Annotated in this window: 15 protein-coding genes and 1 pseudogene; 11 read left to right on the top strand and 5 right to left on the bottom strand. The window is 59.1% G+C overall.

The genetic code is table 11. The features are described 5' to 3' along the window. Positions 1 to 40: 40 nt before the first annotated feature. A complete protein-coding gene (locus ACSW29_RS06240; protein WP_448276855.1) occupies positions 41 to 625 on the bottom strand; it encodes a class I SAM-dependent methyltransferase in 585 nt (194 codons plus the stop codon). A gap of 256 nt (positions 626 to 881) precedes the next feature. Here ACSW29_RS06240 and ACSW29_RS06235 point away from each other — a divergent pair, with 256 nt between their 5' ends. From ACSW29_RS06235 to ACSW29_RS06215, 5 genes are all read left to right on the top strand, one after another. Next, entirely contained in the window at positions 882 to 1,199 is a 318-nt protein-coding gene (locus ACSW29_RS06235) for a hypothetical protein (RefSeq protein ID WP_448276854.1), read from the top strand. Beyond that, positions 1,196 to 1,612 carry a hypothetical protein gene (locus ACSW29_RS06230; protein WP_448276853.1) on the top strand — a complete coding sequence of 139 codons (417 nt, stop codon included), beginning with the start codon at positions 1,196 to 1,198 and terminating at the stop codon, positions 1,610 to 1,612. Before ACSW29_RS06235 ends, ACSW29_RS06230 begins: the two co-directional genes overlap by 4 nt. 4 nt (positions 1,613 to 1,616) lie before the next feature. After that, positions 1,617 to 1,913: a hypothetical protein gene (locus ACSW29_RS06225; RefSeq protein ID WP_448276852.1), complete on the top strand. Its 297-nt coding sequence runs from the start codon at positions 1,617 to 1,619 to the stop codon at positions 1,911 to 1,913. A gap of 247 nt (positions 1,914 to 2,160) precedes the next feature. After that, positions 2,161 to 2,358 carry an antitoxin VbhA family protein gene (locus tag ACSW29_RS06220; RefSeq protein ID WP_054801853.1) on the top strand — a complete coding sequence of 66 codons (198 nt, stop codon included), beginning with the start codon at positions 2,161 to 2,163 and terminating at the stop codon, positions 2,356 to 2,358. A 142-nt stretch (positions 2,359 to 2,500) separates the two neighbouring features. Next, complete coding sequence (locus tag ACSW29_RS06215; protein ID WP_448276851.1) at positions 2,501 to 3,172, top strand: Fic/DOC family protein; 672 nt, start codon at positions 2,501 to 2,503, stop codon at positions 3,170 to 3,172. Between the two features lie 64 nt (positions 3,173 to 3,236). Here the strand turns inward: ACSW29_RS06215 and ACSW29_RS06210 are convergent, their stop codons facing one another. The 3 genes from ACSW29_RS06210 to ACSW29_RS06200 all read right to left on the bottom strand — a co-directional run bounded on the left by ACSW29_RS06210 (position 3,237) and on the right by ACSW29_RS06200 (position 5,626). After that, positions 3,237 to 4,175: a hypothetical protein gene (locus ACSW29_RS06210; protein WP_448276850.1), complete on the bottom strand. Its 939-nt coding sequence runs from the start codon at positions 4,173 to 4,175 to the stop codon at positions 3,237 to 3,239. Continuing rightward, positions 4,172 to 5,011: an esterase/lipase family protein gene (locus ACSW29_RS06205; protein WP_448276849.1), complete on the bottom strand. Its 840-nt coding sequence runs from the start codon at positions 5,009 to 5,011 to the stop codon at positions 4,172 to 4,174. The genes ACSW29_RS06210 and ACSW29_RS06205 overlap by 4 nt, the downstream gene beginning before the upstream one ends. Before the next feature lie 330 nt (positions 5,012 to 5,341). After that, a complete protein-coding gene (locus ACSW29_RS06200) occupies positions 5,342 to 5,626 on the bottom strand; it encodes a hypothetical protein (RefSeq protein ID WP_448276848.1) in 285 nt (94 codons plus the stop codon). A 628-nt stretch (positions 5,627 to 6,254) separates the two neighbouring features. On the opposite strand from ACSW29_RS06200, the gene ACSW29_RS06195 reads away from it, so the two are divergent. The 6 genes and pseudogenes from ACSW29_RS06195 (at position 6,255) to ACSW29_RS06170 (ending at position 9,508) form a co-directional block, all read left to right on the top strand. Beyond that, positions 6,255 to 7,157 carry a hypothetical protein gene (locus ACSW29_RS06195; RefSeq protein ID WP_448276847.1) on the top strand — a complete coding sequence of 301 codons (903 nt, stop codon included), beginning with the start codon at positions 6,255 to 6,257 and terminating at the stop codon, positions 7,155 to 7,157. Between the two features lie 221 nt (positions 7,158 to 7,378). Beyond that, complete coding sequence (locus ACSW29_RS06190) at positions 7,379 to 7,810, top strand: hypothetical protein (protein WP_448276846.1); 432 nt, start codon at positions 7,379 to 7,381, stop codon at positions 7,808 to 7,810. A 5-nt stretch (positions 7,811 to 7,815) separates the two neighbouring features. Continuing rightward, positions 7,816 to 8,391, top strand: coding sequence for a hypothetical protein (locus ACSW29_RS06185; protein ID WP_448276845.1), 576 nt, complete (start codon positions 7,816 to 7,818; stop codon positions 8,389 to 8,391). Between the two features lie 61 nt (positions 8,392 to 8,452). Continuing rightward, positions 8,453 to 8,620, top strand: a pseudogene (locus tag ACSW29_RS06180) (MMPL family transporter); the annotation flags it as partial. 117 nt (positions 8,621 to 8,737) lie between these two features. After that, a complete protein-coding gene (locus ACSW29_RS06175; protein WP_448276844.1) occupies positions 8,738 to 9,148 on the top strand; it encodes a DUF302 domain-containing protein in 411 nt (136 codons plus the stop codon). A gap of 90 nt (positions 9,149 to 9,238) precedes the next feature. Then, positions 9,239 to 9,508, top strand: a complete 270-nt coding sequence (locus ACSW29_RS06170; RefSeq protein ID WP_230814895.1) for a metal-sensitive transcriptional regulator — start codon at positions 9,239 to 9,241, stop codon at positions 9,506 to 9,508. Positions 9,509 to 9,580: 72 nt separating this feature from the next. Here the strand turns inward: ACSW29_RS06170 and ACSW29_RS06165 are convergent, their stop codons facing one another. After that, the gene (locus ACSW29_RS06165; protein ID WP_347871740.1) at positions 9,581 to 10,384 is read right to left on the bottom strand and encodes an alpha/beta fold hydrolase; all 804 of its coding nucleotides are present in this window, start codon (positions 10,382 to 10,384) and stop codon (positions 9,581 to 9,583) included. Positions 10,385 to 10,431 lie beyond the last annotated feature (47 nt).

Genomic DNA, 10,431 nt, shown 5'->3' with positions numbered 1-10,431 from the left:
GTAGGCTACCCAGGAACGTGAAGGCACGCTCTCCGCCTGGTCAGACCTGGTCCCACGGACCGAATTCGAGCAGAACGTCGATTGCCGTCTTACCGTCCTGCGGCCGAACGACATGTTCGAGGGCGTAGACCCTCGATCCCTCCGCTGCGCGGGCGAGATCGGAAATACCGGGCAGAATGGTCGGTTCGGGTGGGCCGCCCACACCACGGTGGAAGTTCTCGATGGAATGCCCCAGATAGAGGACGCGTCCGCCTGGAGTCAACCATTGCCCGACGCGCTTCAGCGTTTCGGCCAACTCGTCGACCTCGAGGTGAAGGAAGCTGACCAACACCAGGTCGACCGAACCTTCCGGTTGCCACGTGGTCGCATCTCCGACCCGCCAGTCGACGGCCTTGTCCCGGTCACTCGCCCGTGCCAGATCGATCGCCACCGACGAGTAGTCAACCGCGGTCACCGACCAACCCCGCCCGGCCATCCACCGCGCGTGACGACCGTCGCCGCAGGCCAGATCGATCGCGGTGCCCGGCCTCAGATCGGCAATTCTTGTTGCGACGGTTCCCGCCGGGTCCACTCCCCATGGCTCCGTCACCGCTCGGTATCGCTCGTCCCAGTCGTGTGCGTCCACGATCGCTCTCCCCATATCCGTATCACCGAAGTTCGTTCCACCGTCATTGATCAGACGGTGCCCCCAGCAGCATAGAGAACCTTCAAAAGTGACAAACAGATACCCCTAGGGGTATAGAAGTGACGGTCAGGAATACCCCCACCCGTATCAGTAGGGGCTCATTGCCTGGTACGGAGAGTTTTTCGACGACGACAAGATCCGCAAGGAAGGCGACCAGAACTCGGCGGATCTCTCGGCCGCCGGCAAAGCGGTGTTCGTGGCAGGCAAGGTCCGCAAAGAACTCGAGGTCGACGCTCCGACCGTCCGGATTCACGTGCTCAACCATCACGTCCGCAGCGGCGATCTGATGCGCGCCGCTTTGGCCACGGGAGTGGTGGTGGCGATCGACGTCGACGACGACACCACGGCGTTGGACTGGTGCCGCGAACCTGGATCGAAGTCCTGGCGCGAAACGAAGCTCGAACGCCTCGTCGCCACGGCCTCCGCCGATGCTTCGGCAGATGACGACGGACAGGACGATACCGCCCCGGACGACGACGGCAGCGACATAGACCATGTCGGCAACCAAGGATGAGGAACTCGACCCCCTCAGCAGCACAGGATGATTCGACTAAGCCATGGCTGCACGACGATCATTGGAAAGCAGGTGACAAGGCCTGGTGGATTCTCGTCACCGGAAACGAGATCAGCCGGACGATGGTCGCGATCGTCTCTCCTGCCGATGGAACGGTGCGTGACCCGGAGGTGACGTACAACGACGGCGCATTCCGGTCGACCGGCAAGTTCGAGAGCATCCGTCACCGAGGAGACTCCTGCGCCCCGTGCGGAGACTCGGTACTCAAGATGCTCGCGACCGGACAGGATGCGTGGGCCGGCCACTGGATTCAGGAACAGGCTGCGCCAACCGGAGAATCTTCGGATAGCGTTGCCACACAACAATTTTACGAAAATCACCAACGCTCATACTGGCCGACGCAAGGGGGATAGGCGGATGATGGAAGACGAGTTCGGTGACGACGAGCAACTCGAGAACGATGTGCCGGCGCGGGTGTACCGGTGGGAGGATCTCGACGGGACACAGGCAGCGGAGCTGTGGGCGGAACTGATCGCATGGGTGGGGTGGTTCCGCCGGCGCTACGCGGTGTCCGGATCGGATGCAGTGATTCCGCCGTGCTGGTTCCGCCACCCCGTAGCGGTCGAGGAACTGACAGGGCTGATGGTCTCGCACCAAAGCGCCTACACCCTCGACGAGCCGGGCTCGGAACTCTCGGCGTTCCATGTGCAGTGACTCTGGCCTAGGTTGCGTGACCTTGCCGAGCGGGCCTGCTACAAGCGGTGCACCGACGCTAAGTGCTCGTTCAAGGCGCTCGAGATCGTCGATGACCTGGAGGGATTGGGGGAGTGGGTCAACGACGACATTGCCGTCCGCCAACGACGTCTCGCCCACGAAAACAGGCGGTGAGCTGCATGTATAGGCAATTTGATGTAAGATAGTGGAAGCGATCGAACGAATCGCACGGGGAGGGCTGGGCCGCATGACCACCGCACACAAGGTCACCACACGCACTGCATCGCGCAGTGTCGAAGAGTCGGTACAGTTCGCGACCGGTGTTGTTCGTCTCGCCGGTGGCACCGTCACCGAAGCGGACAAGGCTGCTGCGCGCCGCGTTGCACGAGGAGTAAGCACTCCGGAGCAAGAGCTGGCGGCCTTCCGCCAGGAACTCGAGCTCTAACCGTCCGTTGCCTGCGAAAACTTCACAGTTCCGTTCCTGGGATGACTACTTCATCCCGGGAACGACTGTTTTACGGAACAAGCTGGTCACCGCTGCCGAACCGTACGGGACACGGGACGCGGAAAAACTGCGCCGGTACGAAGTGCGAGCCACGCTTTTGCGGGCGATCGAACTCGACAGAAAACCGATCGAGGGGAACTTCGACTACGCGCACCTCAAGGCCGTCCACCGCGCACTTTTCCAGGACGTATACGAATGGGCAGGTCAGGAGCGGGTCGGCCCGGATCGGCAGATGTCGAAGAGCGGCCCCGACGTCGTCCACTTCGCGCCCGGGGACCCGGCAGCGCCCACGGTGCAGTACGGCTATTACCCAGGGGTCGGAGATCAGATCCGCGAGGCTGCGGAAAGGCAGTTCCGCAAGCTCGCGGCTGATGACCTGCTGCGTGGCCGGGATCGAGCGCAATTCGTCGCCGGCCTCGCTGATCACTGGGGCGAGATCAACACGATCCACAGTTTCCGTGAGGGCAACACTCGCACGCAGTCGGTGTTTTTCTCCCAGCTGGCCCGCGACGCCGGGTATGAACTCGACGTCGGGCAGTTCGCCGAGAATGCGCCTCTGAGAACAGAATTCGTGCAGGCACGTTTCTATAATCAGGCCACCGCCAGGACGGATCGTCTTGTCGGGGTCCTCGACAAGGCGCTCACGGAAATCGAGCCCCCAATGCGGTCACTGTCCGATCGGCCACCGACCGCAATGGAACGTTTGGCGCGCAGACACTCCCGCACGCATTCTCAAGACGAATTCGAGATGTAAACCTTCAACCTCACACACGCCGAAGGAACCCTGCAACCCCGTTGTCACGTTTTCACCCTAGAAATTACTCATCGAGTTCACGCCGAGGATTCGCGTCGATTGCCCTCTGCAAACTTTGCTTCAAACTGGGCACCTGCGGCGAAAACTTGTGCACTTCCTCCCCGGCGTTTGTCTGGAGCGTCCGCAGCGCAGCGACAACCTCATCCACGCCCAGGCGCGAGGTTGAGTCGAAGATTCGCTGTCTCGCCGCGACTAGTTCTACTCGCCTCCCAAATGCGTATCCTTGCTCATTCAGAATTATCTTCTCGACCAGATTCGGAAATTGGGAAACAAAACCGTATTCCTGTTCACCGTCTAATAGCAAATCAGCTCCTGAAAGGGCCCACGAAAGTTCATCAACTTCCGAATCACTTAGACGCAACGTGGAATCCTCAACCAGCGCACCTGCCAACTTACGCACCGTTTCAATTTTTTCAGACCATTCTTCATTTGTCGAGAAGATTAATACCTCTAAAGTCTCTTTAACTTCAATGGAATTCAAATTTCGATTTCGCGAATACCTATCTATAAATAGATCGTAACCATTCACCTGAAGTTCATCTACAACATCCCAGGTGTAGTCCTTGTTAACAATCTTGAGGGTTTCATCGAATTGATCCGAATGCCCATCCCAATACGAATCAAGGGAAGAAACGTAATTCTTAACCTCCCTCCGGAACGCCTCTATCCGATCTTCTGAGTTATCACTGAAATAGCCGACCCTTAACCCGAAATTGAACAGCTCTAGTTCATTGAGGAGCAGTAAAAGTTCCACTGCGTTGCCAGGATCAACGTCCTCGGGTGGCTCGCCATCACTTTGCCGAGCCACGACCCTCTGCACTGCATCTAGGCTGTAAGCAAGCAATATGTCATCTTCCGAGTGTTCATCGCGGAGGATATCCAGCTGTGGTCGCAACACTGTGTGAATGAATGCATTAGCTCGAAAATCTTGTGCATCGCTCATGTCGGCACCTGACCCTTTTCGATGAACGTCCAAGGATTTTCAAAATGGTCACGAATTGGTTTGCACACCTTTGAATGTGTCGTCTTATCCCACGAATCCTGCTTACCATCAGTTCGGTATCCGAGAGTAGTCACAACATTGTCAGGATTTGCCCATACAATTCGGGGTCGAAGTGCCTCAAATCCCGGCTCCAGTGCGATCTCTTCCGTCCATTTCTGCGTATCTTGCAAGACTCTAGAATTGGGTTGCATGTCTTTGAACGCAGGCGATCTACGGAGATAAAACTCCAGCCATCGCCCGAAAACCGATTCTTCAACCAACGCGAGGAATCCGCCGGACTGGAATCCGGCACTCGCCGGACTGAACAATCTGGTAGTGGCACTCAGCAGAACGTGCCATTCATCTTGGGTCCGTCCTTCATTGTCCCAATTCATAGCGACATCGAGGATTGCCCTGCGTATTATCAGACCACCCAGCGAATGTCCGACCAACACAAGCTCTTCGTAGGGAGTCGTAATGTCCGCCCGTCCGGACAAATCGTCTATCATCATCGCTGGCGCGTAAGGCTTTGGGTAGAAGTGGTCAATCCAATTCCGGATCCTAAGGGCGACCCCCAAGGGTCCGTCACGTTTGGAATTGTAGTCGATGAATAGCATATCCGATTCCAACCACCATTCTCGGTGGGCTCCCGGCTTGGTGAATTGTCCCCAAGTTTTTAGTCCGTCCCCGTTGAATCCATGTACGAATACGACAAGCCTTTTGACAGTCTCCGTGTGGTTGGACACCATCAACGTCCACTTGTCGTGTTGGTGGAGGAGGACAGGGGTGTGTGTCATCGTTCGATTGTCGCCTACATCACCATTTCTGGCACTGAAGCTCGTTGTCAATGGACTCCGAGGACTAATGCCGACCCCAACGCGCCCACCAACCCGCAGACGATGTCGCGGGTGTCCAATCGATCTCGGCGGTCAAGGACTGCCGAGGTCAAGGCAACGAAGCAACCAATCAGCGTACAAACGATCATTCCTGTTACGGGCATCATCCGCTCACTGAAACAGAAGGTGAAGGAAAATCTCAACGGGGTGTCGCCAACTTTTCCGTAGGTTCGGCGTCCAACTCGCGAAGCTGTCCCGCCAACATTCCTTCGCCACGATCTGGGGCGGCGGTCAGCGTTCGATGTCGCGGCCTCGGTGCTTCTGTTGGTCGGTGTGTTCGCGTTGGCGGGCGAGCATCATGGCGCGGTTGTTTCGTTCCTTCGCCTCAGGCTGGCCCATGTCCTTCGCGGTGGCTCGCTGTTCACGTTGCGTCGTTTCGGCGATGTTCTGTTCGGGTGTGAGTTCGCGGCGCCGGAGCCTGGCTCGACGGTCCAGCGGAGATGTTCCGCGCCGGATGACGATCACGCAGAATCGGTCCAAAACTGGCACCGACGAGAAACGGGAGGTGTTGTTCACCGCCACTCGGGGCGAGTTGACGGAATTGGTCGAATCTCTGCAGCGAAACATCACTCCCGGTGCCAAGTGAATTTGGTGGTCCGATTCCGAGGAGTCGGACCAGCGGCGCTACTCCCCGCACAGCTTAGGAGAACGTGCGGTTCCGGACGTATACGAACTCTTCGAATGCCGTTTTCTTTCGAAAATGGAGGAGCCAGACTGCGAGATGACGTGCGTGTAGGAAACCTAGAGAACTAGCCCGTTGGCATTACAAGGTGTTGTGTCGGGCGTACGTGTCGGCCCCCAGGTGTAGTGTTCATCACGAAACGAGACCGAGCCCCGAATCAACAAATTGCCAGGGCAGTGGATTCGGGGCTAGCGGCTGAACTTTGGACGGTTCTCGGTCAACCTAGCTTCGTCTCGGGCATGCGTCAAAAGATGCCTTCCGCTGCCGTACGCAGCGGAAGGAATCATGTACTCATCCGATCTCGCACATTCTGCCCAGACGCCCGATGGCACTAGCACTGGGAAAGGGCTTGCTGCGGTGCTTCGTGAAGCCCGGGAGCGCATTCAGGTCAGCACCGCAGAGCTTGACGAGGCGCGTCGCCGCCGGGATATGCTCGCAGGGTCTCTGCGGCGGGAGTTCGGTGTGGGGAGTCGTGCCTATGTAAACGGTTCGATCGCCCATGGGGATGCGCTGACCCCACTCACCGACGTAGATCTCGGCGTCGTCATCCCGAACCCTGACGGTGCATATGGTCCCAATGGCCGCGGCCCGCAGGACCTCCTACAACGCGCGGCCGAAGCAATTCGACGTGATCTCAAGTCCGAGTTTCCCAACCTCCGGGTCATTGTCGAGGGGCGTAAACGATCGGTGTACGTATCTTTCGGTAGCCCAGTCGATGCGAATCAAGACGACTTCAGCGCCGATGTCATCGTCGCGCTGGATCACCCGACCGGCCATGGACTATGGATTCCCAACTACAGTTCATGGGATCGTTCGGCACCTGAGACTCATACGAGGCTCGTTCGCGACGCGGCGAAATCGAGTGATTTCAACTATTCCAGGACCGTTCGACTGCTCAAGCACTGGTCCCGCACGCACTCCAAACCACTGTGCAGTTGGAATATCAAGGCGCTCGGGTTGGATTGTTTGTCTGTCGACATCGACCAAGTAGCGGGCCTGGTCGCTTGGTTTGATCACGCCGTCGACGAGCTGTCCTGGCAAGAAACTCCCGACCCCGCAGGTGTTGCTGGGGCCATCGGCCTACCAGGTGACCGTATGGAACTCGTTGCGAAGTTGAAGAACGCTCGCGACAAACTTGCCGACGCCATCGCCTACGACGCGGAAGGCTACAACGTACTGGCCGTCGAGGCCCTGGCTAGCTTCTTCAACGATAGCGAGATGCTTCCGCATCCAGAGAGCGCAGCCGTTGCGGCGCAACGCTTGCAACGAACAGCGGACCTGCGACAAGCTCGCGCAATTCGGACTATCCCGGCTACGGCACCGCAAGTCAGACAACGAACGCCGGCGAGGTCGTGGGCTCCGTGAGTTCATCTGGCGCACGCAAAGCGCGTCGCGCTGCGAACCGCCCGTCGCCGAGGTCCGTCGCTACCACGTCCCCGACCGCAGACCTTGTCGAGGACACCACGTCTAAGGTACGGATCCAACCTGTTCCCGCAGGGTTAATGCCGTCGCCATGGCGCGGACTCCTCCACACGAGGCATAACCTAGGACTGGGTAATTGGTACGGTTCATCGCCTGCCTGGCGGGTGGCGATCGAAGCCCAAGCGCGCCGCATTCACGGCGATACCTTGCACGTCGTCGAGGGCCCGTACGCACTGGCATATCAAATCAATCTTGATGTTCGGGGGCCCAACGACCTGGTCAACGTCGTTATTGTTTTTTACGCCCACCCGCCTCATGACACCTACGGATTGCCAGCTCAGGACTATCCGCGCGTGTGGGCGGAGCGCGGCATGTCGTCGAAGCATCGAATGCCTGACGATGATGCGTTATGCCTCTACTACCCGCGGGACCCTTCATCGCACCGATGGACGGCCGACAAAGGCCTGCTGGACCTCCTAGACCTGATTGTTGACCACCTCGGCTACGAATCGTATTGGCGCGCAACTGGCGGACATGACGGCGGAATATGGCTCGGCGATGAGGCCGAGCACGGATTCCTTCAGAAGGCAGCGTGAGGGTTTTGACAACACCAGAACCGCCAGCCACCGGGAGTACCGGTGAATCGAGCGGGTTCTTCACGGGGTTCGAATGGTCGGACGGCGCGACGATTATCGCGGCTATTATCGCCGCGCTCATAGCTGCGTCGATCGCTGTTGTTGGTTACAGTATCCAGCGCAAAATCACCCGCCGAAGCGAACGAGCAAACCTGTACGGCGACGCGATCGGTGCAGTCGAGGCGTATCTCGAAGGTCCGTACCGTATACGCCGAAAGATCGATGAGTCCAGTAACTGGTTCATGCTCTCCAGTGCGCTTTCGGATGCCAAAACGGCGATCTCCCATCACCAAGCACTAATTGAAATGCATGCCCCTTCAGAGGTCCACACCGCTTACAAAGCGTTCGTCGACACCGCAATTCGCGAAGCCGGGCCACAAATGACCAGAGCGTGGAGCGCTCCACCAGTGAACGCGCCAACCGATGTTCCATTAGGAACGGGATACGACCGGACCGATTCAGACGGAAAACGAGCTCAGCTTGTTAGTGTCATGGCGTCCGATCTGAAATCGATCGGTGCTTGGTGGCGTCTGACGCGATAGTGACGCCCCTTAGCATCCCCGCACAGCAGCGTGGGGCGCTGTTACAACCCCCAAGGGTTTCCCAAGCGGGGCGATGGGGATCATCCTCGGTGTAGCTGTGCTCCTGGACGCAGTGCTCGTGCGCTTGGTGCTCCTGCCAGCACTCCTGCGTCTCACCGGCCGGGCAGCCTGGTGGGCACCAGCATGGCTACGACGCATCCTGCCGAAGATCAGCTTCTCGCATGGCTGACCGTGTACCCGACATCACTGTTGCATTCATACCCCCAGGGGTATGATGAAGGCAAGAGAAATCGATGGCAGCGACACCGACAGCCACGACACCGACAGCCACAACGAGGAGCGGGCAATGACAACCCCCACAGAACCGATCGCGATTGCAACCAAGGTCACCGGAACTTTCGACGAGGTCGTCACCCGCACGCGTGCCGCTCTCGCCGAGCAGGGCTTCGGGATCCTGACCGAGATCGACATGCAGGCAACGCTCAAGGCGAAGCTGGACGAGGACATGGAAAAGTACCTGATACTGGGTGCCTGCAATCCGCCATTGGCCCATCGGGCAGTCTCGGTGGATCGTCAGATCGGCCTCCTGCTGCCGTGCAACGTCGTCGTCCGCGAAGATACGACTACCGAGAACTCGTTCTTCGTCGAAGCGATGAATCCCGCTCTCATGGTTCAGGTTTCCGGCGAACCAGGTTTGGAGTCCGTGGCGGCCGACGCAGCCGTCAAGTTGCGCGCGGCAGTCACCTCGATCATCTGACACCACAGTCGGATCGAGCACTGGATCAAACACTGACATGCCCCCAGGGGTACCCTCGGTCGCAGTACGAACACTCGAGAAGGGGCCACCATGACCGGCGACGAAGAGAGCATTTCGCTCGTATTGAACAGACTGCGGCGTGCTCACGGCCAACTTGCCGGGGTCATCTCGATGATCGAGAACGGCCGCGACTGCAAGGACGTCGTCACGCAGCTCGCAGCCGTGTCCAAAGCGCTGGACCGAGCAGGGTTCAAGATCGTCGCGTCGGGGCTGCGTGAATGCCTCACCGGCGAAAGCGCCGAAGGTCAGGAACCGATGACCGAGGCCGAACTCGAGAAGCTGTTCCTGGCACTGGCATGAAACACGAGGAAGGGCCTGACCCGCAGGTAGCGGGTCAGGCCCTTCCTCGTGTGCGAAAGAACTACGAAAGAACTACTTCGCCAGGAAGTCGATCAGCACCTTGTTCACGGCCTCCGGACGCTCGAGGTATCCGTAGTGCCCGGCGTCGGGAATCTCCTCGTACGACGCCGTCGCGATGCAGTCCGCCACCTCGCGGGAGAGGTAAGGCGGAATCATGCGGTCGTCGGCGAAAGCGACGGACAGGCACGGGCGCATGATCGACTTGTACTCGCTACGTCGATCGAAAGCGCGGTCCATGCCGAGCTGCGCGCGAACACCCGGTGACGTTGCGCCGCCGGTGAACTCGAAGATGTCCATCCAGTCACGCGCGGAGTGATCGTCGGCCAGCGTGGCCGGCGAGAGGTTCATCACTGCCGTCACTGCGGCACGGTACTTGGCCGGCAGGGCGACGCCGCTGTCGAACAACTGGCGCTCACCCTCGGTCAGGACCTGTTGGAAATGATCCATCCGAGCGTGGCCGGCGAGGAACACTGCTTTGTGAACCAGATCCGGCCTGGCGAGCGTCAGTTCCTGCGCGACCCGGGCGCCCATCGAGGTGCCGATGACATGGGCCGGGCCGCCGCCGAGATGCTCGATCAGCCCGGCGGTGTCCGCAACCATGTCGGTCATCGTGATGCCGCCGAGGCTCTCGCCGGACGGTGCGATTCCGCGGTTGTCGAAGGTGGCGACGCGATAGCCGGCGGCCACCAATGCCGGAGTCTGGTGCAGATCCCAGACGCGGCCAGGGCTACCGGTCCCCATGATGAGCACCACCAGATCTCCATCACCCTTGACCTGGTAATTGATGGGGATTCCGTTGATTGTGGCGACCGTCATGTCAGCCTTCCTCCTCGTACGTATGATCAACAATTTTGGTTGGATAG

The organism is Rhodococcus sp. GB-02, from assembly GCF_053470465.1.
This window is presented reverse-complemented; position numbering and strand designations above follow the sequence as displayed.

What these genes read in the sequence shown, in the direction of transcription:
- ACSW29_RS06210 (WP_448276850.1), bottom strand. Translation starts at nt 4,175, where the DNA reads ATGAGCGATGCACAAGATTTTCGAGCTAATGCATTCATTCACACAGTG.
- ACSW29_RS06175 (WP_448276844.1), top strand. Translation starts at nt 8,738, where the DNA reads ATGACAACCCCCACAGAACCGATCGCGATTGCAACCAAGGTCACCGGA.
- ACSW29_RS06220 (WP_054801853.1), top strand. Translation starts at nt 2,161, where the DNA reads ATGACCACCGCACACAAGGTCACCACACGCACTGCATCGCGCAGTGTC.
- ACSW29_RS06170 (WP_230814895.1), top strand. Translation starts at nt 9,239, where the DNA reads ATGACCGGCGACGAAGAGAGCATTTCGCTCGTATTGAACAGACTGCGG.
- ACSW29_RS06230 (WP_448276853.1), top strand. Translation starts at nt 1,196, where the DNA reads ATGAGGAACTCGACCCCCTCAGCAGCACAGGATGATTCGACTAAGCCA.
- ACSW29_RS06225 (WP_448276852.1), top strand. Translation starts at nt 1,617, where the DNA reads ATGATGGAAGACGAGTTCGGTGACGACGAGCAACTCGAGAACGATGTG.
- ACSW29_RS06165 (WP_347871740.1), bottom strand. Translation starts at nt 10,384, where the DNA reads ATGACGGTCGCCACAATCAACGGAATCCCCATCAATTACCAGGTCAAG.
- ACSW29_RS06205 (WP_448276849.1), bottom strand. Translation starts at nt 5,011, where the DNA reads ATGACACACACCCCTGTCCTCCTCCACCAACACGACAAGTGGACGTTG.